Below are 26,062 nucleotides of genomic sequence, written 5' to 3'. Positions count from 1 at the left end.
TAATTATTTTCATCTTGCTCTTTTATCTTTATTATTTTAATTACAATATTTAAAAATTATATTTCATCAAAACTAAAAAAACCAAAGGAAAATTATTTATGCAAAATACACAAAACAAAAACGATTTAGAAGACACTATTAAGGATATTGAAAAAAAGTTTGGTAAAGGTATCATTATGCAATTCAACTCCAAAACTCATAAAGGAATTGAATCTATTTCTACTGGTTCTTTGTCGTTGGATATTGCCTTAGAAATTGGTGGTTATGCTAAAGGAAGAATTATTGAAATTTATAGTCCTGAAAGTTCAGGCAAAACTACTTTAACTTTGCATGCCATTTCAGAGGCTCAAAAAAGGGAGGTAATGTTGCTTTTATTGATGCAGAACATGCCTTAGACCCAAGTTATGCAAAGGCTATTGGAGTAAATCTTGATAAACTTTTAATCTCATAACCTGATTCATGTGAAAAAGCTTTAGATATTGTTTGTAGATTAATTGCAAGTGGCAAAATTAGTCTTTTGGTAGTTGATTCTGTAGCAGCATTAGTTCCTGAGGCAGAATTAGTAGGCGATATGGGTAATATGGCTATAGGTTTGCAAGCACGAATGATGGGGCAATCCATGCGTAAACAGTCAGGAATCATTAATAAAACTGATACAGTTGTTATCTATATTAATCAACTTAGAGAAAAAACAGGGATGGTTTTTTGTAATCCTGAAGTAACTCCAGGTGGTAAAGCCTTAAAATTTTTTGCTTCTTTGCGTTTAGACATTAGAAGATCATAAACCCTTAAACAAGGGTACCAAGTTGTAGGGATTCGTTCCAAAGTAAAAGTAGTTAAATCCAAACTTTCATCTCCTCTTAAAACTGCTACTATTGATATTATTTATGGTAAATGTATTGCTAAAATGATAGAAGTAATTGATTTAGCAACTAACCTTAATTTGATTCAAAAAAGTGGTTCTTGGTATAGTTTTAAAGATGAAAAAATTGGTCAAGGAACAGAAAATGTTAAAAAATATTTAACTAATAATCCTAAAATTTATAATCATTTGGTTGCTGAAATTAAAAAAAGATATAATATTAGCAATTAATCTAAATTATTAATTGAAATTAATTGATTTTTTATTTTTATTTTAAATTATGCAAATATAAGAAAAAGCTAGCTTGTTGAAGCTAGCTTTTTTGTTATTATTAAATTATTATTTTGTTAATTTATTAGTTTTTAATCTTTTTTGTTAAGAATTAAAGTTTTGTTTTGGAAACGAATATTAGTTTTGCTTTTCATTTGATTCCAAAAACGACTTGCTACTTCAAAAATAGTTTCGTGAGTTAAGTGTTTGATATTACCAATATTTTTGCCATAAATTTGGAAATGGTCTTTTAATAATTTTAATAATATTGGAGGATTAATATTGTCTTTTTTGCCTAAATTAATAACTACTTCTATAAAGTTGCTATTTGCTCTTTGGTAAGATTTATTGCCGTAAGAGTTGTTAGAACCATAAGAACCAAATCTAGATTCGCCACCAAAACGTGATCTGGTAAAAGAATTGTTAGTAGTCATTTTTGGAGGAAGGATGTCAGTGTAATTTCTTTCTTTTGGTAAAAATTTTTTCAATAATCCTTGGATAATTTGTTCAGAAGAAAAAGTTTCTAATAACTTTTGTGCTAATTGATTTGGAGTAGCGTCTTCGTTGTTTTTTTCAATGATGTTTAATAGCTTTTTTTCTAAATCTTTGGCATTTTGTAATTTGATGCTTTGAACAGAAGGAATATCTAGTAAAGTAATTTTTTCTTTTAAGTAGTATTCTAATTTTTTAAGTTGGCTTACTTTTCTTGGGCTAATTAAACTGTAAGCTAAACCTTTTTTGCCAGCTCTTCCAGTTCTTCCGATACGGTGAACATAAACTTCGTCTTCGTGTGGTAAGTCATAGTTAATTACCATTTTGATGTCAGAAATGTCAAGTCCTCTTGCAGCTACATCAGTTGCAATTAAGATTTTGATTTTGCCTTTACGGAAATTATTCATTACATATTGTCTTTGATTTTGTTTTAAATCGCCGTGAACTGCATCAGCTAAAAAGCCTTTGTCTTGAAGGTAGGCTGTAATTTCGTCAACATCTTTTTTAGTGTTTGCAAATAAGATAGCTGAATAATCTTTTTTTAAGTCTAGTAAACGTACTAATAATTTAGCTTTGTCAACTTCTTTTACTAAAAAGTAATTTTGTTCGATTGCATTAACTGCAATGTTTTTAACAGGAACTTGTAGGATTTTAGTGTCTTTTTGGTATTTGCTTGCTATTTTTTTAATAAATGGAGGTAGAGTTGCTGAGAATAAAACAGTTTGTCTTTCTTCTGGAATCTTTTTTAAGATTGTTTCTAAGGCTTCTTGGAATCCCATTTTTAACATTTCATCTGCTTCGTCAAGAGTTAGAATTTTTAGTGCTGAGAGGTCGATTTTACCTCTTTCTAGATGGTCAATTGCACGTCCAGGAGTAGCAATAATTAAATGAGGTTTAGCTTCTAGGGCTCTAAATTGTTTGGTGTAAGATTCACCACCATAAACAACAGCGATTCTTATTTCTTGATAAAATCTTAGTAATTTTTTTAATTCTTCGTATACTTGGAGAGTTAATTCTCTAGTGGGGCATAAAATTAAACTTTGAGTTTTTTGGATTTTTGGTTCAATTTTTTCGATAATGGGAATACCAAAAGCAAAAGTTTTTCCTGTTCCTGTTTGAGCTTGTCCAATTACGTCGTGTCCTTTTATAATTTCTGGAATTACTAAGGCCTGAATTGGAGTAGCATCAATAAAATTGAGTTCTTTTAAAGCTTTTTTAGTTTGCTCTAAAATAGGTAATTCTTCGAATAAAGTATTCATAAATTCCTCATCTTTCTTTTTAATTTAAAAATTAAATTATACAGATATAAATATAAAATGTTTGCTAAGTGCACAAAAACACTAAACCCTTTTTATAAGATATTTTTAAACCCTTTATGATTTCAAGTTATTGTTTGGAGTTGCTAAATAATTAATAATCTTGAAAAAAGGAATCATTTTAAAAACTATCAACTGTGTATTTGCTGTCATTTTTACTTTCAGTAAAAAAAGTTGCAAGACTTAATATTTTTAGTTAAGACCCTAATAAAAAGTATTTTGGTATTTTGCTTTTATAACAATTATGGTTGGAGTAATAATTTTATTTGTGAAATAAAGTTAAATAATTGTTCAAAAGTAAAAAGTTACACTAATTTATAATAGTTTTTTGATTTGTAACATTTAATAATTTTTTACTGCATCTTTAATATTATACTTTATTATACTTGTAAATTAATAAAAAAACAACTATGTTGGAATTAAAAGTGTCTTTTTGTTGCTTTTATTATGTATTTGTTGAAATATTGGAGGTAATAAATAAAAATAAGACTCTCATTTATTGAGAGTCTTATTTAGTATATTTGATTATAAAAGTTTATCTATTTCTTCTTTAGTGATTGTTTCTTGTTCTAATAATAAATTAGTAATTTGATCTAATAAGTCTTTATTTTATGAAATAATTTCTTTTGCTTTAGTATAACATTTTGCAATAATTTTTTTGTTTTCTAAATCTATTGCTGTTTTATCGGAAAACTCAGAATCCTGGCTCACTCCTAAACTACTCATACCATATTTAGTAACCATTAAACGAGCTATTTTTGTTACTTGTCTAAAATCATCATAAGCCCCATTATAAACTTCATTAAAAATTATTTCTTCAGCTACACGTCCGCCCAAATAAGATGTAATTTGAGCTAGCATTTTTTTATCAGAAGTAAAAAAAGTTTCTTTTTCTGGCATTATTAAATTATAGCCACCAGAAGAGCCTCGAGGAATAATAGTTATTTTTTGTACCTTTTGTGCGTATTTAAGTTTTAATCCAATAACGGCATGTCCTGCTTCATGATAAGCTACCATTTTTCGTTCTTCTTCGTTGTATTTGATTGATTTTTTGGCAGGACCCATTAAAACACGGTCAATTGCTTCTTCTAATTCTTCTAAAGTAATTACATTTTTTTTATTTCTTACAGCCAAAATTGAAGCCTCATTTAGAACAGCTCCAAGTTGTGCTCCTGACATGCCTGGAGTTTGTTTAGCAATAGAAGTAAAATCAATGTTAACATCAATTTTTTTATTTCTGGCATGAACTTGTAAAATTGCTTTTCTTGCTTTTACATCAGGAAGACCTACAATAAATTGTCTGTAAAATCTTCCTGGACGAAGTAAGGCAGAATCTAGCATATCAGCTCTATTAGTTGCAGCCACCACAATAATACCTTGTGATTTAGTAAACCCATCCATCTCAGTTAATAATTGGTTGAGAGTTTGATCTTTTTCTTGCCCTCCTCTAGAATCATGACCCCTTTTGCCTCCTAAAACATCTATTTCATCAATAAATAAAACACAAGGAGCATTATATTTAGCTTCTTTAAATAATTCTCTTACACGAGAAGCCCCAACTCCTACATATCTTTCTACAAATTCAGAACCAGATACTGCATAAAATGGTACTCCTGCTTCTCCTGCAAGAGCTTTTGCAAGTAAGGTTTTGCCAGTACCAGGAGGACCCGATAATAATACTCCTTTAGGAATGCAAACTCCCATAACAGCATATTTTTGGGGGTTGTTTTAAAAAATCAATCAATTCTTTCATTTCTTCTTTTTCTTCTTCTTCATTTCCTGCAACATCTTTAAAACTAAATAAAGATTTTTGTGAAGAAGAAATTTTAGACTTAGATTTTAATTTTCCAGAATTTCTACGTAGTCCATGAATAATATAAAATATAAAAATCATAGAATGTAGATATACTATAGGACCAAATAAAACCCTTAATAAATTAGTTTTTTGTAGTATTCAAAAGGGATTTTAATTTTGTTTTCTTCTAAAAAATCTTTCTTTTTGTTAAAAAAACGGTCATCTGTAATTAAATAATAAGTGTCATTTTGTTTTATAATTTCTATTTTATAAATAGGTTCTGAATGAATAAAATCATTTTCTTTTTTGATAAAATTAATTTTACTAATTTCATTGTTTTTTATTTTTTTTGTATTTTTATCTGTTATTTTTTCTAAAATAATTAAATTTGCTTTTGATAATGCATTGGATTGTGGATTTACAGAAAAGCTTATATTTGAATCTAAAGCAGTTTGAAGATTTTTTTATCTTCTTGCGATATATCGCTATTTTCAATGATTTGCAATAAATTTTCTTTTTCAGAAAAATTAATTTGTTTTTTGGCTTTAAGTTTGGTTAATGCTTCTTGCACCATTTTATAGCTTTTTAAATTTTGTATTTCTTCATCAATGTATTCATCTATAGTATTATGACTTATCTTAGTTCCTGAACTTTTAAAAACAACATCACTTAAAAAACAGGAGCAATTGATAATAAAAGAAATATAAACCAAATGCTACAAAACATAATTACTATAAGTAATGTTTTTTTAGTATTAAATTTTTTCAAAATGTTCATATTATTATTTATCCTTGATTATGTTTTTTTGATTTGGTCTATATCATTTAAAAGTTTGAAATAAGATTGAAAAAAATTAGTTTATAATTCATTAGAAGGGTTTTGATAATTTTTTATTTTTTTAAAATTCATTAACATATTTTCTAAAGTGTTTATAGATTCTTGTTCATTACAATTGTCTATATGGAATCCATTATTAAAACCATTATATGTTTCTTTAAAAGTTGCAAATATATCTAAAATATTATTTGAAGGTAAAGCTTCAGGAACTATATAATAAGGATTAAAAATTGATTCTAAATTATTTAATTTTCCTTTGATTAAATTTATAAATTGCTCTTTGCTCATTGCATTTTGTGTTTGATTTGGGTTGATTGTCTCAGGAATTAATATAATTTCTTTTTTATTATTTTGTAAAAAACTATTTATTTTATCTAATAAAGGTTGGAATTTTAATTTTATTGTGTTTTTATGGAATGCGAATTGAGCTTCTCTTTTGATAGGCAAATTTGAGCAAACATCTTTGAATTCATTACAATCTTTAATTGCGTTAATACTTTTATAAAGGTTTGACAAGAAAACATTATAATGTAAACTTTGATTTGTTAACAATGAGTCAAATAATTATTTAATGTTTTGTGCTCCTTTTTTAACTTCATCATTATTATCTTGTTCTTCTTCTATTATTTTTTGGGGTGGTGTATTGTTAATTCTAAATGTTTCAAATTAATTAAATAAATCATTAATTAATTTTATTTGTTCTTCTTTGTGGAATAAGTTTGCACAATCAATGTTATTGGTATAAATTGTTTCCCAAGTGGAAGGTATTTCAGCTTTTAAGTCTTCTGTAATTTGTTTATTTTTTATAAAATCCAGGATTAAAAAAATTGAGGATTTGATTTTAGGGTTTCTGTTATTTCAAAAGGATTTGATGCATCCGTTAAAGAAAGTGATAAACTTTCAAATAAATCTTTAATTTTATTAATTAAATTAATTTCTACTTTATTTGGGTAATTTGATTCTTCATATTGTATTCTTTGATTTGTGTTTTGTGTTTTTGCTTCTTTTATTTGGGGATCGTTTTCAGAAATAAAAATATTAATTTTAGAAATAATATTTTTTATTTTTTGATGTGGGTTGCTAAGTTCTTTATATTTTGTTGTTTGGGGTGTTTTTTGGTTTTGGGTTTCATTTTTATTTAAGTCTTTATTTAAATTTTTGTATGTAAAATAAAAAGCAAAACCAGTTAATAAAGATAATATTAAAATAAATAATATAATTTTAATTTGTTGTTTAGAAAAATTCATATAGTATAAAATAACCTTTCATATTTTTTTTGATTCATAAATTTATTTTTTTAAAATATATTGAAATTTATTCTTATATGACATATTTATTTTCAGGGTCTACAATATTATTTGTTAAATTATAGATAATAAAAGTTCGGATATCATATTTTTTATCCTCTTTAGGGATATTTAATTTTTTCATAAAATTAATAAAATCATTTTGGTTGTATTTAAAATTTAAATAAGGAACTTTGTCTTCGTAGCATTTTAAATCTATATCAAAAATGGGCATATTATTATTTTGTGCCCTAGTAAGTCTATCTTTGGCTCCTGTTATAAATTCTTTTGTTCTTTCGGTGTACCATTGGTGCCCTTCTTGCTTTTGTTTTATTTTTTCTTGAGCTTTGATTGCATTTTCTTGGGATTGTAATGTTTTTTCTTGAGCTTGGGAAGTAAATTGAAGTTCATCTTTAAATGTTTCACAAATTAATCTTAACCAATAAATTAATTTCTAAATTTTTAGTTATAAAGCGTATATAAGGTGTTTTAGAAGATATATTGCTATTTTTCAATATTTTTTTTATATCAATATTATTGATTGTGTTTATAAAAGAATATTTTTCATTATAGTAATTATCATTATTGTTACAATTTGTATTTAATAATTCATCAGTGGCATCTGGTTTGCTAGTTTGTATTAATGAATAGTCAGCTTTAGAAATTTGACAACCATATTTTTCTTTAGGTTTTGCATTTTCGTATTCTAAATTATATAAATTATTTTTACCTTCAGTCCAAATGATATAATATGATGGCAAAATTTTACTTAATGTTTCAAAATCTTTTTTTCAAAGAAATTTATTTTTCCATTAATATCTTTTTGAGTGGGATTCATTCCTTCAAAAAAACAATACTCTCTTATGATATTGTTTTATAAATCTGGATAAATTAAATAAGGGGCAACAGTTATTTTATTAATATTATATTTTTTTAATTGTGATGGATTTTGTTTCGGCATTTCGGAATTTATAATTTGTTCTTTTATATTTGGAGGTTTTTCAAAAAAAGAATTAAATGCAAGTTCATTTTTATTTTCTAATTTTTGATTTTCTTCTTTGATTTTTATTTTGTGTTTTGCGTCCAAATATTTCCAAATAATTATTAAAATAGATAAAACAGTAATTATGGATATTGTAATAGTAATATTTTTTTTATTTAGGGTTTTCATTTTTTAGTTACCTTTCATTATAAATTTACCTCCTTACCTTTATTTTACTCTTTTTTTTGCGTAAAAATCGCTCAAAAACAGTTAAAAAAGTGAAAAAAAAGATACTTTTTGCCATATTAAAGGAGGTGATTTCAATTATATAATAAAAAAAAGACTCTCATTTATTGAGAGTCTTATTGATTTGGATTAATTTTTAATATTGTATATTTCTTTTAAAGCATTTTGGTAAGGTTGGATGTCTATTTGACTAAATTTATTTTTAGTTTGTAAATTTTGAAATAAATTGTTATGCCTTGTAATTGCTAAAGTTTGATCATTTTCTAATTGTTTGTTTTGTTGACTTAATTGTTGTAATGTATCAACAATGCGATTCATTTTATCTTCTATTTTTCGTTTTTCTTGTTCGTTTGCTGCTTCGTATTGTCTTTCTAAAACTTTTATATCTTTATTTATTTTTTTGCTGCTCAATGATATGTCATCCATTTTGCTATTTATTTTTAAAATATTTTCGTATGATTCTTTTTCGTCTTTAGACATGAAAGACATTTGTTGTTGTTGGTATTGTTTGCGTAGTTCTTTTTCTTTTGCTTTTATAGGTAGAATTTTTGGTAGTTCTTTAAGTTCATTATTGGTAATATATTTTAGTCTTTTGTTAAAATTTTCTTGTGAGACTTCTATTTTATTATTTATTTCAGTTTTATTGTTATTTTGTGATGAGGTTTTTAATAACATCGCATCAGAAGTGAATAATTGAGGTGTTACAAAGAAATAAAAAGTTGTAATTCCAATTAAAATTAAAAAGATAGTTGTAATAAGGATATATTTTTTGTTGCGGGTCATTTAGTTTGCTTTCTATTTTAAAAAGTGCTATTTTGTTTATCTTTGGTTCTTAATTTTATTTTATCATTTTTTTATTATTTTAATAATTTATTATTTTAAAAGTTTTTTTATATTATAAAGTTTTTCGGGTTGTAAAAAGATGAGTTAATGTTTTAAAATATGGGGTTGTCAGTAATTAAATAAATGTCTGATAATTGTAAATTGAGTATAAAATTTAGTTCTTTGGTGTATATTTCTAACATTTTTTCTTGAAATTGTTGAGTATAATGGATTTTATCTATTGTGTGTTTTTGGTTTTTTTTGGATATTTAAATAACTATTATAAATAGAGCCTAATCCTTGTTTTTCAAAAAGTGGAGTTGTAGGATGATTACTATATTTGCTTTTACAATCTTTCCAAGTTTTAGTTAATAAATCATGGAGTATTTCATTTTTTATTAAGTCATAATTGTTTCTTGTTGTCTTTATTAAAATATTAGAATTTATTTGAGGATGATATTTTAGTTCTTTTTCTTTGGATAGTTGTAAATTGAGTGTTTTTGGTTCTTCTTGGTTTATTTCTAATGTTATTTCTTGTTGTATATGTGGATATAGAATTAAACCTAATAACAATATACTTATAATTACTAAGAATGATAAAACTTTAATATTTATTTTCAAATTATTTATTTTCTTTTTCTTTTATATATTGAAGGTACAAGTGTTTCCCCACATTTATATTATAACTATTATTATGTAAAAAGTCATTATATAAAAAAAAAAAGACTATCATTTAAGATAATCTTAATATTATTTAAGTAATTTTTTGTTAGTTTGGGATGGGGGATTGTGTTTAAATTCATTGTTATACCTCCTTTCTTTTATATTTTAGGTATATTGGTTGGTTGGGGGTGGGTTTTATGCCTAAAATATGTTGGGAGGGTAAAATATTTTGGGTATGTTTTAGTTTTTGAGTAGTTCGTTTATTTTGGATAGTTTGTTTTGGTAGTCGGAAAGGGATTTTGGAGACGCTCTATTATTCTATTAAATTGTGTTTCAAACATTTCAACTGATTTAATTTGCCCATCTAATATACCAATTTCGCGTTCTAAATTTTCAATTTCAATTTTGGATTCGGCAAGTTGTAATTCAATTGCCATTTTTTGTTCGGGGGTTAGGTTTGGTTTGCTTTTTTGTGTTTGTTAGTTTGTTAGTTTGGTTTTATGTTCGTTTAAACTTGTTGTTTTTTCATCTCTTTGTTGTTGTGGTTTTATTTGGGTGATTTTTTCTTTTTCAGTTTGATAATTTTTAATTGAATCTTGGGTGGTTTTAATACTTGCTTCAATAGTGGTTTTAAAGTTAAGGACCATTTCTAAATCATAAAGTTCCCCTTCGTATTCGTATTTCTTTTCGTTTTTTGTTTGTGGTTTTGATGTGGGTGTAAATGTTTGAGAAGGTAAGTAAGGATTTTGGCTGCTTTGACTTCCTGTATAAATTCCTTCGTTATTAATGTAATCAGGTTTGTAAGATTGTGTGGGTTTGGGGGATGTTGGTGTGTCATCAGGTTTAGTGTTTTGATTAAATAAAACTAAAACTTACCCCCATTTAAGGATGCTTTTTTTCTTTTTTATATTATTATTAATTATTTATAATCACATTAAAATTAATACAAAATACATAATTATTAATATAAAATTAATAAAAATATAACAAAATGAAAATATAGGGTTGACATTAAACAAAAAAAGTAATACAATATTATTGGCAATCGTTAATGTGAGTGCCAAGAGGTGATGAATATGCTTTCAGATAGAAAAAAATTAATCTTAAAGGCTGTAGTGGAAAACTATTCACAAAAAGGACAACCCGTAGGTTCTAAACTGCTTACCCATTTGCCTTATCTTAAATTTGCAAGTGCTACTATTCGTTATGATATGGTGCAATTAGAAAAAGAAGGGTTTTTACAAAAAAATCATACTTCTAGTGGTAGAGTGCCTTCTTTTAAGGGCTATACTTACTATCTAAACCATTTATTAACACGTGATCATGATGTTGCTTGTATGTTTGAAAGCATTGACAAAGTGATTCAAAAAAAGCGTTTTTGTAAAGGACAAGTAATTAAAGAAGCTCTTAATTTGTTAAATAATTTAACTAATTATACTGCTATGGCAATTGGTTCTGATATTTTTAATAATAGTAAAATTACTAAAATTGATTTTATTCCTTTAAATAGTACTCAAGCTGTTATTTTGATTATTACTGATAAAGGAAATGTACAACATCAAAATATTTCTTTGGATCAAACAAAAGAAATTAGCATTTATGACCTTAAAGATGTAGTGCAAGTAGTAAATGATTTGTTGACAGATAAGTTTTTATCAGAAGCAGCCAATATTATTCAAAGTGATTTTTTTAAACAAACTATTGCTAAATATATTTGTTTTCAAGAACAATTAATTGCTTTGTTTATGGAAGCTTTTAGTAGTTTTGCCTCAGAGAATCTTTATTTTTCGGGGGTTTCTAAAATGCTTGAAAAACCTGAATTAAGTAATCCTGAAATTATTAAAAAATTTATGGGTCTTTTAGAGCGTAAAGAATTATTAAAAATTATGTTAAATCAAGATAGTTTGTCTTTTAAATTTTCTGATGGCTTGCAACTTACCCCTTTAAAAGATTGTATGATTCTTTCTATTCCTTTTGATGTAAATCCTAATGAGAAAGGAAGAATTGCAGTTGTAGGACCTTTGTGGATGAAATATCCTAAAGTTATTCCTATTTTGGAATATTTGGCAGTTCATTTATCTAAATTAAACGATCAAGAATAACAAATAAAAGAATAAATAATACAATAAATAATTGTAAGATAAAATATAAGTAATAATTACAATTACAACAAATAACAAATAACAAATAATAAGTAATAAGTAATAATGAAATAATTTATAATTTATTAAAAAAATAACTAAACAGGCTGCCAAAATACTTGTAAGTAACGTAATAAAAACATAATTATATCAAGAAAAGAGGTTTTAAGATGTTTTTAGAAAAAGACCAAGATAACTTAGATAATTTAGAAACACAAGCAAAAGAATTGCATAAAGATTGTAAAGAATGCAAAAATTGTCAAAAAGAAGAAACTAAAACAACAAATAAAGACAACCAAAAGGAAGATGAAACTGTTAAAAATCAATCAAATCAATCAAATCAAACTAAACAAACAAATACCAAACAACAAAAACATCAATCAAAAGAAAACAGTCATCTGCAAATTACTAAATTACAAACTCAAATTAAAGAATTACAACAAAAACTTACCCAACAAAAAAAAGCCTTTGATGAAGAGTTGTTAAAAAATCAAGCAGAATTGATTAACTTTAAGAAAAGAGCCCAAACTCAAAAAGCAAATGAATTAAAATATGCATCAAGTAATTTTATTACTAATTTATTAATGCCCTTGGAACAATTAGAAAAAGTCATTGATATGCCTACACAAAATGAATTGTTGCAAAAATATTTATTAGGATTTAAGTTGTTACAACAACAAATAAAAAAAGTGTTGCAAGATGAAGGAGTAGAAGAAATTAAGGCTCTTAATAAGCCTTTTGATCCTGCTTTGCACCACGCTTTAGAAACAGTGTGCGACCCTAAAAAACCTGATAAAACTAATTTAGCAGTTTTACAAAAAGGTTATTTATATAAAAAAAGAATTTTAAGACCAACATTGGTTAAAGTAAATGAATGGAGTGATAAAAATGACAAAAACGAATAAAATTATAGGTATTGATTTAGGAACAACTAACTCTTGTGTTGCTGTAATGGAAGGTGGCGAGGCAAAAGTTATTCCTAATGCTGAAGGTGGAAGAACAACTCCGTCTGTAGTTTCTTTTAAAGGTGATGAAATTATGGTAGGAGAAATTGCCAAACGTCAAGTAATTACTAATCCTAATACTATTAGTTCTATCAAAAGACACATGGGAGAAGCTAATTATACTGTTAATGTGGGTGGTAAAAAATACACTCCGCAAGAAATTAGTGCAATGATTTTGGCAAATTTGAAAAAAACTGCTGAAGATTATTTAGGAGCTCCAGTAAGTGAGGCAGTAATTACTGTTCCTGCTTATTTTAATGACGCTCAAAGACAAGCTACAAAAGATGCAGGTAAAATTGCAGGCTTAAATGTTAAACGTATTATTAATGAACCAACTGCAGCTGCTCTTTCTTATGGCGTTGACAAAGGTGATAAAGAACAGACCATTTTAGTGTTTGACTTAGGAGGAGGAACTTTTGATGTTTCTATTCTAACTTTGGTTGATGGTACTTTTGAAGTGCTTTCTACTTCTGGAGACAATGCTTTGGGAGGCGATGATTTTGACTTACGTATAGTAGATTTCTTAGTGAAAGAATTCAAAAAAGAAAATAGTGTTGATCTTTCCAAAGATAAAATGGCAATGCAAAGATTAAAAGATGCTGCTGAAAAAGCTAAAAAAGAATTAAGTGGTGTTACTTCTTCACAAATTTCTTTGCCTTTCTTAACAATGAGCGAAGCAGGTCCACTTCATTTAGAATACAATATGACTCGTGCTAAATTCAATGAACTTACTAAAGATTTAATTGATCGTTGTTTGGCTCCTGTAAAACGTGCTTTAAGTGATGCCAAATTAGATATTGAAAAAATTGATCAAGTGCTTTTAGTGGGTGGTTCTACTCGTATTCCTGCAGTACAAGATTTAGTTAAAAATGAATTGAAAAAAACTCCTAATAAGAGTATTAATCCTGATGAAGTAGTTGCTATTGGAGCTGCTATTCAAGGAGGAATTCTATCAGGAGACGTTAAAGATATTTTACTGTTAGACGTAACTCCGCTTTCTTTAGGAATTGAGACTTTGGGTAATGTCTTTACTAAATTAATTGAAAGAAACACTACCATTCCAACTTCCAAAAAACAAGTCTTTTCAACTGCCGCAGACAATCAACCAGCAGTAGATATTCATGTTTTACAAGGAGAACGCCCTTTAGCAGCTGATAATAAAACTTTGGGAAGATTCCAATTAACAGATATTCCACCAGCACCGCGCGGAATTCCTCAAATTGAAGTTACTTTTGACCTTGATGCAAACGGAATTGTATCAGTTAAAGCCAAAGATTTAGGTACCAACAAAGAACAAAAAATTACTATTTCAGGAAGTGGTGCCCTTAAAGAAGAAGAAATTCAAAGAATGATTAGAGAAGCTGAAGAAAATGCTGAGGTAGATCGTGTGAAAAAAGAAAGTATTGATGCGCGTAATGAAGCAGAAAATATGATTTTCCACACTAAAAAATCTTTAGAAGATCTAAAAGCTGACGTTACACCAGAAGAAAAAGACAAAGTTGAGACTCAAATTAAAGAATTAGAAGAAGCTCTAAAAGGAGACGATACTGCTTTAATTAAAGAAAAAACTGCAAGTCTTACTAAAGAATCTCAAGGAATTGCAATGAAAGCTTACCAAAAAGCTCAAGAAAAACAAGTACAAGAAAAAGGTACGCAAGAAAACACTACTGCTAAAAATGAAAAACCTCAAGACGAAGTAGTAGACGCTGATTTTGAAGAACAAAAATAATCAATAATAAAAACAAAACTAAACAAAAACAACCATAAAAACAAACAAAAAATATACAAAAAAATATACAAATACAAAAACAACCACAAAAAAACAAACTATAAAGAATAATGAAATCAAAGGAAAAGCCCCCTTAGTTTTATTATTAGGAGAAGTTAGCTACAATGACAAAAAAAGATTATTATCATATTTTGGGTCTAGATAAAGACGCAAGTCCTGAGGACATCAAAAAAGCTTATCGTAGTCTTGCTAAAAAATATCATCCTGATATTTCCAAAGAAGCTAACGCCGAGAGCAAATTTAAAGAAGTTCAAGAAGCTTATAGTGTTTTAGGAGATGCTTCTAAAAAAAGTAATTATGATCGTTTTGGTGATGCTTCTGATAACGGTTTTTCTGGCTTTGGTGGCGGTGGTTTTGATGGTTTTGATTCTTTTGGGGATTCTTTTTTTAGTTCCTTTGGAGATATTTTTGGTAATCAACAAACTAAAAAACCTTCTTATGATAAAAAAGTAGAAATGACTATAAGTTTTATGGATGCTGTTTTAGGAGCTAACAAAACTATTGAAATTACTGTAGAAGCTGATTGTAGAGTTTGTCATGGTAAAGGAGCAGTTTCCAATCAAGATGTTATTACTTGTAAACGTTGTGGCGGAACTGGACAAATTATTACTGAGCAAAGAACTTTTTTAGGTAATATTCGTTCTCGTCAAGTTTGTCCTAATTGTAGTGGTAAAGGACAAGAAATTAAAAATAAATGTTATGCTTGTCACGGACAAAAACGTCAAAAAGTTAAGCAATCAGCTACCTTTAATATTCCTGCAGGGATTCAAGAAGGAATGTCTTTGCAAGTTCCTGGGAAAGGAAATTTTATTCCTTTAAGTAATAATCAAAAAGCAGGAGATCTATATATTACTTTTAAAGTGCGTCCTCATGAATCTTTTGTAAGACGTGAATATGATATTATTTTAGAAATCTTTATTACTTTTCCAGAAGCTGTTTTAGGAACTAATATTTTGATTCCTACTATTTATGGTGAAGTAGCTTTAAAAATTCCTGCAGGGATTCAATCAGGCAATAAATTAAGAATGAAAAATAAAGGAGTTGCACATCTTAATTCTTCTTATCGTAAAGGTGATCAGTATGTTGTTGTTCATATTAAAACTCCTAACCAATTAAGTTTAGAAGAAAAAAGATTATATCAAAAATTATTAGATTTGCAATATCGTAGTTAATATAAGTAATAATATAAGTAAATAAATATTAATACAAATAATACAATATTAATAGTAAATAATAAAATAATAAGGAGACCAACTTAAAAGTTGGTTTTTTGTTATGTAGCAATTTAATGTTTAAGTTTTTAGAGTTTTACATAGTTAATTTTAATTGTATTATGATGAATAATAAATTAATATTTTTTAATATAAATGTTGAATTGTAATATAGTTTTTATGTTATATTATAATTAATAGTAGATAAATAGTTTTGTTATTTGCTATTTTATTAATATTTATCATATTAAATTAACTACTCATTAAATATTTGAGTTATAATAAAGGCATAAAGTCTTTTATTATATTTAAGTTAGAGGCTTTAGAATTTTAACAAATTTAATTTGATAATTCAATTTAATAAAGAGGTGAAATAACATGTTTTTATTAGATAATCTTAAAGAAAAAATTAAAGATAATAAAAAATTAAGTTCGGTTGCAGTTTATCGTAGAGCAAACCATAAAAGAGTTATTCAAAAAACTTTATTATGGATTAGTTTAATGCTTTTATTTTTGGCACTTTCTTATGCAGTTGTATGGCATGAATTAGTTTTTTGCCCAAATTTAGGTTAAATAAAAAAAACAATTATTTTTAAATATTTGTATCTGCCTGCTATTATAAGTATTATTGCTTTTGTATTTTCTTGTTTTTCTTCAAGTATAGCACGATTAACAGCTCCTGTTTGTCTTATTGCTTTGGGGATATTTTTAGGGATGTTTATGGGTTATTTATATGTTCGTTTGAATATATCACATACATTAGATTTGACTGATAAATTACTAATACATAAACATTTATGCCTAACTATGTTGCTTTCGTTTATTTTTATTTTGATGAGTAATTTTGCAATTACTATTTTACTTTATTATAAAAAGTTTAAAAAACAAAATAATCAACAATTAATTAATAAATTTGCTTTTGTAGTTTTTAATTTCTTTGTAATTACTATGTTTTATGTTGTTTTATTTTATGGGGTTGCTTTCCTTTGGTTGGCATCAGTTTCGCAATTAAGTCAACTTTCATCCTTATTTGACCCTTATTTTATGTTAGTGCTCCTATTTGTAAGTCTATTTATTTCATGGGCGTCTGTTTATATTGCAGGAGCTTTAGTTGTCTTTGGTTATATTATTGAAAAACAAGTAGATAAAAAATATGAAGCATCTATGGCTTTTGCTTTATGTCTGTTAGTTTTTTGGCCTCTTATTAAAGCTTTATGGAACTTTTGTAAAAAGGAGGATTAATAATTAATATTATTTATAAATTTAGAGCAGGAATTAATTTTTAATTTCTGTTTTTTTGTTTTTATGAAGTATTTATTATTTATAATGTTGTAATTATTATTTATAATATTGTAATTAGTCAATTTTGGAATTTGAAATAAAATTTGTTAATTGGGGTTATAATAAAATTCTTTTTATTGTTTGTTTTGGTTTTTTTAATTTATCCTTAAATATTTTATGATAACAAAATCCCCAAACCCTAAAAAACTCAATCAAAAAGCAAGTATTTTAGTTATAATAATTGGGTATAAGTTTTTTATTTTGATACCTTAATTACTTTCAAAAAGGAGAGTTTATAAATGTTTAAATGGTTGAAAAGTAAATTTTTTAAAAATAAAAATAATGATAAATATCAACTAGGTCTTAAAAAAACCAAAGCTAGTTTTCTAGATTTTCAAACTCTTTTGAAACAATCTAACAATATCGAAAAAACCCTATTACAAGCATTAGAAAGTTTTTTAATTCAAGCTGATTTTGGTACTAAAACCACTCTTTTTTTGATGCAAGCTATCAAAGATGAAATTAATCAATTTCAAATTAAAAATCCTCAAAAGCTTCCTTCTGTTGTTGTTTCTAAAATGCTTGATTTGTATCAAAATATGAAAGTTATGAAAGGCATATTAGAAAGTCCGCAAGAACAAGACAAAGAACAAGAAAAACAAAATCAAGATTCCAATCCAACAAATCCCAAAGACACTTTTCAATCTCAAAATAACTTGCCTCAAATGTATTTGTTTACAGGAGTTAACGGAGTAGGAAAAACAACTACTATTGGAAAAATGGCTGAAGCATTGAAACAAGAAGGCAAAAAAGTATTATTGATTGCTGCTGATACTTTTCGTGCAGGTGCAGTAGAACAACTCCAAATTTGGGCAAAAAGAGTAGGTGTTGAAGTTTTTTGCAAGCCTTTGCCAGCTCATCCTACAAGTGTTATTTTTGAAGGCATCGAACTTGCTAAAAGTCAAAATTATGATATTATTTTGTGTGATACTGCTGGAAGATTACAAAACAAAACTAATTTAATGCAAGAATTAGCCAAAATTAATCGTGTTATTTGCAAACATTTGCCCGCCTCCAATTTACAAACTTTTTTAGTTTTGGATGCTACTACAGGGCAAAATGCTATTAATCAAGTTGATTTGTTCAATCAAGCAACTCCACTTTCAGGAGCCATTTTAACCAAGCTTGACGGCACTTCCAAAGGAGGGATTGTTTTTGCAATTAAATATTTATACAATTTGCCCACTAAATATATTGGTGTAGGCGAAAAATCCCAAGATTTAATTACTTTTGATGTTAAAAATTATCTTTTTAATTTATTTGAAGGTTTTTTTACTTCTGAAGATATTTTATAATTGCTAATTATAAAGAAAAAATAACAAATAACAAATAACGAAAAACAAACACAAAAAAACATAAAAATTATTATATCAAAAATAACGAATTCAAAAATATTTAAAAAACATTGCCCCAACAAAAAATTAAACCCCACAAAAACAAATTTCACAACATCAAAAAGGAGATAAAAATATGAGTATATTAGGTGAAGGCTTACAAAAAGTTATTAACAAAATTAGAGGAAAAAAAATCCTAGAACAACAAGACATTCAAAACATTATGCAAGATATTAAAGTTTCTTTGGTAGAAGCTGATGTTCATTTACAAGTTATTGATAAGTTTAATGAAATTATTGAAAAAAAGACTTTGAAACAAGAAGTTTTAAAAGGACTGAACCCCAAAGAACATATTATTAAAATCGTAAACGAAACCCTAATTCAAATTTTGGGTTCTACTCGTGCAGATCTTACTTTTAAGCCTAATTGTAATTTGGATACTTTAATGTTAATTGGGTTGCAAGGAAGCGGTAAAACGACTACTGTAGGAAAATTAGCTCTTTGGTTGCGTAAAAAAAATAGTAAAAAAGTTTTGCTTGTAGCTTGTGATATTTATCGTCCAGGAGCAGTAGAACAATTAAAAGTTATTGGTAAACAAATCAATATTGATGTTTTTTCTAAACCTGACACTGCTGTTTTAGATATTGTAGATGCAGGATTAAAACATGCTTTGCAAGAAGGATATGATGCAGTAATTATTGATACTGCGGGGCGCCTTGATATTGATGAGACAATGATGCAAGAATTGCAACAAATTAAAGCCAAAGCCAATCCTTCAGAAATTTTGTTAGTTGTGGATTGTCTTTCAGGACAACAATCTGCTAATACTGCTCAGTCGTTTCATAATCAAGTAGGAGCAACTGGAGTTATTTTGACCAAAATGGATGCAGATACTAAAGGAGGAGCTGCTTTATCAGTAAGAGCAATTACAGATCTGCCTTTAAAATTTGTTTCTTCTTCAGAGACAATTGACAGTTTAGAGCCCTTTAATCCTGATAGAATGGCATCTCGTCTTTTAGGAATGGGAGATATTTTAACTTTAATTGAGACAGTTACCGATAAAATTGATCCTCATCAAAGTAAACAAATGATGGAAAAATTATTTGATGATAGTTATAATTATTATGATTTTCAAAAACAATTAAAAACATTAAAAAAAATGGGTTCTTTCAGCAAATTGTTAAGTTTTATTCCTGGATTAGGTTGTAAGATGAAACAACTTTCTGCCAGTTTAGGTGATGATGGATTTAATAAATTTGAAGTTTTAATTCAAAGTATGACTAAACAAGAAAAGAAAAATCCTCAATTAATTGCTTTGAGCAGTAGACGTAGACAAAGAATTGCCAAAGGTTCTGGTAATCAATTAAGTGATGTTAACAAGCTAATTACCCTTTTAGAACAACAAAAAAAATTAGCTAAGCAAATGCAACATTTTGATGATCAAGATCTTGATAAATTACAAAATGATCCGATGGCTTTTTTTCGTGATATGAATAATAAATAATTAAAATTATAAAATCTTTTTATTAAGTATTTTTGTACCCTTTAATATTTTTATAAAATCCAAAAGGAATACAAATATGAACCTATTAACTAAAAGTAAAGAAAACTTTTTTAAAATTTTTATTGGCACTTTATTATTTATTTTAACAACCACTTTAACAATTTATTTTTCATATAACTTATATCATCAATACAAACAACAAAAATTTAAAGAATATCAAAAACAAATGGAACAATATGATGCCAAAAACCTCCTACTAAATTTAGCGCACATCCTTTATTATCCCAACGTTGTAAAGAAACAAATGATGATATAGTAAACAATATAAGTTTTGCAAACATAATTGGCATGGAAACTGAAAAAGAAACTTGTAATCGCATTTTAGCAATGGTATCTCATCCTGAATGGTTCCAAAACGCAGGAAAAATCAATAAACCAAAAAGACTCCTACTACACGGAGTCCCAGGAACAGGTAAAACATTATTAGCAAGAGCATTTATGTCACAAGCAAGACAAGCAAGACAAGCCTCCCCTTCCACCGATGCAGGCTGTTTTGAATTTACCCCCTACGACTTTATCACCAAAACCCGCGAATAAGGAATCGAAATTATAAGAGCGATGTTTGATTTCATTAGAGCTGAATGGCATCTAAACAAAAATAATGGTATGGGAGTAATTTTCATCGATGAATGCGACCAAGTATGGGAAAAAATGGAACTTATCAACCAAGAAGACCAAAAAATAAAAGACATCTTAAACGCCTTCAAAGCCGAAATTACTTCATTAAGAAACCACCGCCCCCACAACCCTGATGCTTTTATTTTCGTAATTGGAGCCACTAATCACTTAGATCAAATAGACGATGCCATCAAATCACGCCTCAACTACCACATAGAATTTAAACCCTTAGATACAAATGGTAGAAAAAAATTCTTAGAATTCTTAATTGCAAAAAGAAAAACACCAATCACCTCAACTGCAAAAGAATATTTATTAACAACAATTAATGATGCATTGGAAAAATTAACTGATAAATCCAAAACAGGACAACGCACTATGGAATATCTTTTAGATGATGCAATTATCAATGCTCGCTACGAAACCCAAGGGCAAAGTGACATTAGAATTGAAGACTTAAAAAAATCTTTTAAAGTTATTTATGGATTTGATTTGCCTTAAAGACTTCATTAAAAAACTCATTATAATTAAAATTATAAAATCTTTTTATAAACGCAATAAAATAAAAACCCAAACAAAACCTTGTATTCTAAGAAAGTTTTTCCAAACTTTCTTTTTTTAATATTATATTAATTATTTTCCTTTTGTACCTTATAAATAACACAATCATTATTAACTTATAATCCAATTTTGGCTATTAGCTAAACGATAAAATAAATAGGAGAAACAATGAAACATTTAGTTTTAGTTGATGGCAATTCGCTTTTATTTCGAGCATATCACGCAACTGCAAGCAAATATAAACCTCTTTTGCAAAATAAAAAAGGGATCTACACTAATGCTCTTTTGTCTTTTATTAGAATGTTTGAAAAAATTTTAGAAGAAACGAAAGGCTATATTTTAGTAGCTTTTGATACTCATAAACCTACCAAAAGACACCAATTATACGATGCTTACAAACAAGGAAGACCAAAAACACCTTCTGCATTGATTAGTCAAATTCCTTTGATTAAACAATATTTAGACCTAATCGGCGTTAAATATCATGTCCAAGACGAATACGAAGCCGATGATATTATAGGTACTTTAGCCAAAGAAGCCAGCAATCAAAATAAGACAGTATCTATTTATTCAAGTGATCAGGATTTATTGCAATTAGTAGATGAAAAAATTACTGTTTGTTTGCTTAAAAAAGGATTGCGTGAAATTAAATGCTATACACCTCCTACTTTGTTTGAAGAATACGGTCTTAAAGAATATCAAATGATTGATTATAAAAGTTTAATTGGCGATCCTTCTGATAACATTAAAGGAGTATTGGGAATAGGACCTAAAACTGCTCAAAAGTTATTACAAGAATACGATTCCCTAGATAATTTGATGCAAAATTTAGACAACATTAAACCTATTTTAAAAACCAAAATCCAAAATTCCCAAGCTGATTTAGAACTTAGCAAAATACTTACCGCAATTGACCTTAAAGTTCCCTTGCCCTTTGATTGTATGCAAACAGAAATACAAATACGTTTGGCGCAAAACCTTAAAAATTTTTATGAAGAAATGGATTTTAGACGCTTAGCTATTACCAAATATGCAAGAATTGAAAAAGAAACAAATACCATAAATACAAATGCAAATTATAATAATAAGGAAGCATCCCCCAAATCCAAAGAAGTGCAAGAAGTAGAAAAATATAGCAATTTAGAAAATGATAATAATTTAAACCAAACAAATCAAAACAGACTTATCAACAACAACACCACTAACAATAATGACAATAACGCTCCAAAAGTTCAAGAACAAGGCGCCAACCCACCTCAAAACAATTTTAATTTTCAAATTATCAAAGACCAAAACTCTCTAAATGCTTTTTTGGCTCAAATCCAACCACACCAAATTTGGGCTTGTTTTTTTGAGTTAGAAAAAGAAAATGACTCAAATACTTTTTTGCAAGGAATTGGTTTTTCCAATGAAAATACACATTTTTTTATAGATGCTAATTTGGCTTTTGATAATAATAACTTTTGCAATTATCTAAAAGATGCTAATTTTTATAAAATTGTTTTTCACAATCAAGCAACACAACTTTTTTTAAAAACAAAACATCAAGAACTCAACGGAGTTATCTTTGATTTAGTTTGTGCTTCTTATCTTTTATTTCCTTTGAAAAATCTTGAATTTAGTAATATTATAGCCAAAATAGATATTTTGAATAACACAAATTATGTAAGCCAATTATCTCAAAACATTTTTATTTTAGAGCAAAAAGTAGCTTTTAAAGCTTTTTTATTACACGCCATCAAAAATAGCGTTTTGCATCATTTAAAAGCTCAAAACCAATTATTTTTGTTTCAAGAAATAGAACTTCCCTTATCAAATATTTTAGCCCAATTAGAATATGAAACTAATTTAGTACAACAAAAACAAATAATAGAAGCACAGCCAATAGAAAAAAATACGGATGAAAAAATAGAGACACAACAAGAAAAAATACCAAAAACAAATCAAGGGCAAGAACAAGAACAAGCACAAGAAACTCACATCAACCAATTAAAATCATTCAAAGATGTTTTTGGGTATCAAAATAGTTGTTTTTTAAATATAATACACAATAAAAAATCTTATAATTATTTAATTAATGATAATTTTTTTTGCTTTTCGTTAAAAATTTTAGCTACTTTAGGAAATATTCAAAAAATTAAAAATTACTTTAAAATTGAAAACAATCATCTTTTAAATGATGAACAAACCTTACAATTTTTTGTAAATGCGCCCAAATCAGAAATCAAAAAGGACTCTCAAAAACTTTCTGAAACAACGAATTTTGATGTGGATGCGTGGACAAAAGAAATTATCCCTGAATTAAATATTTCTTCGAATTGTGCCCAAGATTTTATCCATCAATATTTAAGTTTGGATGATGAAATTATAAATTATTATCAAAGTTTATTACAACAAATCAAAGAAAAAAAATATGCATTAACTTTATTGAAAAGAAAAGTTTTTTTTGGTAATCAAAAATTAACTCCGAATTTTGATTTAGAAACATTATATGTTTTTTTACAAGAAAATATTTTAGATATGAAAAAAATTGTCATATTGCAATTATTGCGCCATTTAGAACGAAACAATGAAACTGCCAAAATTACTTATTTTGCTTTAAATGATTATTTGCAACAAAACATAGATTTAATTTCTAAACATTTGAATTATTTTTTTATTTTAGATAATGGTAATATTTAATTGGACAAATCTTATTATTTATAATTTATTTATAATTTATTTATAAAATAGAAATGTTAAATATCCAAATCAATAAAAAAGCAAAAGAAAAAAGCAAACTAAAAAAGCAAAAGAACAATTGCAATCCAAAAACAAAGATAAAAAAGGAGCAAATGCATGCCAGAATTACCTGAAGTCCAAATTATTGTAGATTTTTTAAAAACACAGTTAATAGGAAAAAAAATTGTTGCAACTAAGGTATTTTATGAGCCTGCTGTTAAAAATACCAAAGAATTTCAAAAAATTGAACAAACTACCATTTTGGATATTCAAAGAAAAGGTAAATTTTTATTATTTTTTTTAACTCAAGAATTAGTTTTAATAGGGCATTTGAGAATGGAAGGAAAATTATTTATCAAACCTTGCGATGAGCCTAAACACAAATACGAACATTTTGCAATTATTTTGGAGGATAAAAGTTCTTTAAGATATTATGATTTTAGGAAATTTGGTAGATTTGAAGTTAAGAATCAGAACATTTTTTTAACCCAAACTACCTTGCATCAACTAGCCTTAGATCCTTTTGAAATCAATCCAGTTGTTTTGTATCAAAAAATATTAAAGACCAAAAGCGCTTTGAAAAAAGTTTTATTAAATCAAAAAATAATTTCTGGATTAGGCAATATTTATGTTAATGAAGTTTTGTTTTTAGTAAAATTGCATCCTGAAACTAAAGCTTGCGAACTGTCTTTGGAACAAGTGCAAGAAATTGTAACAATTTCCCAAAAAGTACTTACCAAAGCAATTAAACTGGGCGGAACTACTGTAAGTACTTTTGAATCTCAGCCAGGTATTATAGGCTATTTTCAAAACAAATTACAAATTCATGGCAAAGTTAATAAGCCTTGTATTAACTGTCAAACTAAAATTATCAAAATCAAAGTTGGCGGCAGAGGTACTTATCTTTGTCCTGTTTGTCAAAATCATAATCCTAATAAAGAATTATAATTGATTTATTTTCAACTATAAAATAGATCAATATTTTTTAAAAAAGAGGTTTTTATGCTTAGTCATCTAAATTTATTTCAAATCAAAAATTCAGTTTTTTTGTCGCTTGAAGACCATCAAAGCCTAAGTTTGCTTTATCAACCACTAATAGGCACTCATGCGCTTGGTATTTATCATATTTTAGCAACTCTAAAACCTAATATTTTTTATCAACATCAATTTTTATTTGATTTGAGTGCGGTTTCAAAAAATGATTTTTTAGAAGCACAAGAAAAATTAGAAGCTCTTAATTTGCTCCAAACTTTTTGCAATTCCGAAACCCAAGAAAGAATTTATTGGCTTAATTTGCCATTCAGATCTCAAGAGTTTTTTAAAGACCCTCTTTTTAGTAATTTTTTATTAAGTGAAGTGGGAGAGGCTACTTTTTTGAGTTTGCAAAATCATTTTAGTAAAGAAGCTTCCACTAAAAAAAATAATTGGGACGCTTTTCAAGACATTAGTAAAAAATTTGATGATTTGTTTCAAGTGCAAAAAATGGATTTACCAACTGATTTTACTTGTCCCAATAACCAAACAAATTCTTCTCCAAGACAGTTTTTAAATAACGCTTTTGATTATAAATTATTTTTGCAAAAATTGCCCCAACGTTTCAAAAAACCATCTTTAACTTGCAATCAAACAAGTGATTTTATTCAAAAATTAAGCTTAGTTTATAATTTAGATGAAGCTACACTTTCGGAAATATATCAAAAAACTTTTCCAAAGCCCAGCGAAATCGAACTATCCAAATTAAGCCTAGGTGTAAAAAGATATTATCAGATGCATACTCAAAATCAAAATTTGGTTTTTGCGAAAAAAACGCAAGATAATGAACAAGATACGATTGCTTTGCTCAAACGTAAAGATTCTACTCAAAGAATTATTATAAATCATTGTCCTAAAAATATGCAAGCCACTGCGGCTGATACTGTTTTTCAATTTATGGAAAGAAACAATTTAGAACCGGGGCTAGTCAATGTGCTTTTAACTTATATTTTGGAACGAAAAGGCTTTGTGCCCTCAGTGGTTTATTTGGAAAAAATCTTAAAATCTTGGGAGCAAAAAGGGATTTTTGATACTGAAACAGCATATGATTTTTATATGGAACAAGAAAAAAACCAATCCCAAACTAAGTTTAGATCTAATTTAAAAAAACCACAAATTTCTCCTAAATGGTTAGAAGATTTTAAAAAGAAAAAACAGTCATAATTTTTTGGATG

25 protein-coding genes and 2 pseudogenes are annotated in these 26,062 nt (G+C 27.1%); 14 read left to right on the top strand and 13 right to left on the bottom strand.

The genetic code is table 11. From position 1 onward, the window contains the following. The first annotated feature begins 98 nt into the window (after window positions 1-98). Window positions 99-1,093, top strand: a pseudogene (gene recA, locus QN326_RS04185) (recombinase RecA). A gap of 131 nt (window positions 1,094-1,224) precedes the next feature. Here recA and QN326_RS03755 read toward each other — a convergent pair. The 13 genes from QN326_RS03755 to QN326_RS03695 all read right to left on the bottom strand — a co-directional run bounded on the left by QN326_RS03755 (window position 1,225) and on the right by QN326_RS03695 (window position 10,218). Then, a complete protein-coding gene (locus tag QN326_RS03755; protein ID WP_034172270.1) occupies window positions 1,225-2,883 on the bottom strand; it encodes a DEAD/DEAH box helicase in 1,659 nt (552 codons plus the stop codon). Window positions 2,884-3,549: 666 nt separating this feature from the next. Next, window positions 3,550-4,644, bottom strand: coding sequence for an ATP-dependent metallopeptidase FtsH/Yme1/Tma family protein (locus tag QN326_RS03750; RefSeq protein ID WP_342386531.1), 1,095 nt, complete (start codon window positions 4,642-4,644; stop codon window positions 3,550-3,552). After that, window positions 4,625-4,834, bottom strand: coding sequence for a hypothetical protein (locus tag QN326_RS03745; protein WP_342386530.1), 210 nt, complete (start codon window positions 4,832-4,834; stop codon window positions 4,625-4,627). Before QN326_RS03745 ends, QN326_RS03750 begins: the two co-directional genes overlap by 20 nt. Window positions 4,835-5,177: 343 nt before the next feature. Beyond that, a complete protein-coding gene (locus tag QN326_RS03740; protein WP_342386529.1) occupies window positions 5,178-5,309 on the bottom strand; it encodes a hypothetical protein in 132 nt (43 codons plus the stop codon). A gap of 284 nt (window positions 5,310-5,593) precedes the next feature. Next, a complete protein-coding gene (locus QN326_RS03735; RefSeq protein ID WP_342386528.1) occupies window positions 5,594-6,019 on the bottom strand; it encodes a hypothetical protein in 426 nt (141 codons plus the stop codon). A 371-nt stretch (window positions 6,020-6,390) separates the two neighbouring features. Beyond that, window positions 6,391-6,819 (bottom strand): hypothetical protein, encoded by a 429-nt coding sequence (locus QN326_RS03730; protein ID WP_342386527.1) that lies wholly within the window; start codon window positions 6,817-6,819, stop codon window positions 6,391-6,393. A gap of 73 nt (window positions 6,820-6,892) precedes the next feature. Next, window positions 6,893-7,093 carry a hypothetical protein gene (locus QN326_RS03725; RefSeq protein ID WP_342386526.1) on the bottom strand — a complete coding sequence of 67 codons (201 nt, stop codon included), beginning with the start codon at window positions 7,091-7,093 and terminating at the stop codon, window positions 6,893-6,895. Window positions 7,094-7,280: 187 nt separating this feature from the next. After that, entirely contained in the window at window positions 7,281-7,619 is a 339-nt protein-coding gene (locus tag QN326_RS03720; RefSeq protein WP_034172417.1) for a hypothetical protein, read from the bottom strand. Window positions 7,620-7,732: 113 nt separating this feature from the next. Beyond that, complete coding sequence (locus QN326_RS03715) at window positions 7,733-8,029, bottom strand: hypothetical protein (RefSeq protein WP_034172416.1); 297 nt, start codon at window positions 8,027-8,029, stop codon at window positions 7,733-7,735. 186 nt (window positions 8,030-8,215) lie between these two features. Beyond that, the gene (locus QN326_RS03710; protein WP_342386525.1) at window positions 8,216-8,869 is read right to left on the bottom strand and encodes a hypothetical protein; all 654 of its coding nucleotides are present in this window, start codon (window positions 8,867-8,869) and stop codon (window positions 8,216-8,218) included. A 273-nt stretch (window positions 8,870-9,142) separates the two neighbouring features. Beyond that, window positions 9,143-9,481 carry a hypothetical protein gene (locus tag QN326_RS03705; protein ID WP_342386524.1) on the bottom strand — a complete coding sequence of 113 codons (339 nt, stop codon included), beginning with the start codon at window positions 9,479-9,481 and terminating at the stop codon, window positions 9,143-9,145. 350 nt (window positions 9,482-9,831) lie between these two features. After that, on the bottom strand, window positions 9,832-10,008 hold the full coding sequence (locus QN326_RS03700) for a hypothetical protein (protein ID WP_156956361.1): 177 nt from the start codon (window positions 10,006-10,008) through the stop codon (window positions 9,832-9,834). Between the two features lie 42 nt (window positions 10,009-10,050). After that, window positions 10,051-10,218, bottom strand: a complete 168-nt coding sequence (locus QN326_RS03695; RefSeq protein WP_342386523.1) for a hypothetical protein — start codon at window positions 10,216-10,218, stop codon at window positions 10,051-10,053. 420 nt (window positions 10,219-10,638) lie between these two features. Between QN326_RS03695 and hrcA the strand changes: the two genes are divergently transcribed. The 13 genes and pseudogenes from hrcA to QN326_RS03630 all read left to right on the top strand — a co-directional run bounded on the left by hrcA (window position 10,639) and on the right by QN326_RS03630 (window position 26,051). Further along, window positions 10,639-11,673: a heat-inducible transcriptional repressor HrcA gene (hrcA, locus tag QN326_RS03690; RefSeq protein WP_342386522.1), complete on the top strand. Its 1,035-nt coding sequence runs from the start codon at window positions 10,639-10,641 to the stop codon at window positions 11,671-11,673. A gap of 209 nt (window positions 11,674-11,882) precedes the next feature. Next, entirely contained in the window at window positions 11,883-12,617 is a 735-nt protein-coding gene (locus QN326_RS03685) for a nucleotide exchange factor GrpE (protein WP_342386521.1), read from the top strand. Beyond that, on the top strand, window positions 12,601-14,445 hold the full coding sequence (gene dnaK, locus QN326_RS03680; RefSeq protein WP_034172305.1) for a molecular chaperone DnaK: 1,845 nt from the start codon (window positions 12,601-12,603) through the stop codon (window positions 14,443-14,445). The genes QN326_RS03685 and dnaK overlap by 17 nt, the downstream gene beginning before the upstream one ends. A gap of 164 nt (window positions 14,446-14,609) precedes the next feature. Further along, window positions 14,610-15,677, top strand: a complete 1,068-nt coding sequence (gene dnaJ, locus QN326_RS03675) for a molecular chaperone DnaJ (RefSeq protein WP_342386520.1) — start codon at window positions 14,610-14,612, stop codon at window positions 15,675-15,677. Between the two features lie 417 nt (window positions 15,678-16,094). Continuing rightward, window positions 16,095-16,289, top strand: coding sequence for a hypothetical protein (locus QN326_RS03670; RefSeq protein WP_041624881.1), 195 nt, complete (start codon window positions 16,095-16,097; stop codon window positions 16,287-16,289). A gap of 141 nt (window positions 16,290-16,430) precedes the next feature. Then, entirely contained in the window at window positions 16,431-16,958 is a 528-nt protein-coding gene (locus tag QN326_RS03665) for a hypothetical protein (protein WP_342386519.1), read from the top strand. A 338-nt stretch (window positions 16,959-17,296) separates the two neighbouring features. Beyond that, window positions 17,297-18,352 carry a signal recognition particle-docking protein FtsY gene (ftsY, locus tag QN326_RS03660; RefSeq protein ID WP_342386518.1) on the top strand — a complete coding sequence of 352 codons (1,056 nt, stop codon included), beginning with the start codon at window positions 17,297-17,299 and terminating at the stop codon, window positions 18,350-18,352. A 175-nt stretch (window positions 18,353-18,527) separates the two neighbouring features. Continuing rightward, window positions 18,528-19,895, top strand: coding sequence for a signal recognition particle protein (ffh, locus tag QN326_RS03655; protein WP_342386517.1), 1,368 nt, complete (start codon window positions 18,528-18,530; stop codon window positions 19,893-19,895). Between the two features lie 76 nt (window positions 19,896-19,971). After that, window positions 19,972-20,211 (top strand): hypothetical protein, encoded by a 240-nt coding sequence (locus QN326_RS03650; protein ID WP_342386516.1) that lies wholly within the window; start codon window positions 19,972-19,974, stop codon window positions 20,209-20,211. A 32-nt stretch (window positions 20,212-20,243) separates the two neighbouring features. Further along, window positions 20,244-21,074: pseudogene (locus QN326_RS03645) on the top strand (AAA family ATPase). Window positions 21,075-21,302: 228 nt separating this feature from the next. After that, entirely contained in the window at window positions 21,303-23,816 is a 2,514-nt protein-coding gene (locus QN326_RS03640; RefSeq protein ID WP_342386515.1) for a 5'-3' exonuclease H3TH domain-containing protein, read from the top strand. Between the two features lie 156 nt (window positions 23,817-23,972). Then, window positions 23,973-24,803 carry a DNA-formamidopyrimidine glycosylase gene (gene mutM / locus QN326_RS03635; protein ID WP_034172196.1) on the top strand — a complete coding sequence of 277 codons (831 nt, stop codon included), beginning with the start codon at window positions 23,973-23,975 and terminating at the stop codon, window positions 24,801-24,803. 54 nt (window positions 24,804-24,857) lie between these two features. Next, complete coding sequence (locus tag QN326_RS03630) at window positions 24,858-26,051, top strand: DnaD domain protein (RefSeq protein ID WP_342386514.1); 1,194 nt, start codon at window positions 24,858-24,860, stop codon at window positions 26,049-26,051. Window positions 26,052-26,062 lie beyond the last annotated feature (11 nt).

The sequence above is a fragment of the Candidatus Phytoplasma asteris genome (assembly GCF_038505995.1).
Lineage (GTDB): Bacteria > Bacillota_I > Bacilli_A > Acholeplasmatales > Acholeplasmataceae > Phytoplasma > Phytoplasma asteris.
The sequence above is the reverse complement of the archived record's forward strand: the minus strand, read 5'-3'. Positions and strand labels throughout refer to the sequence as shown.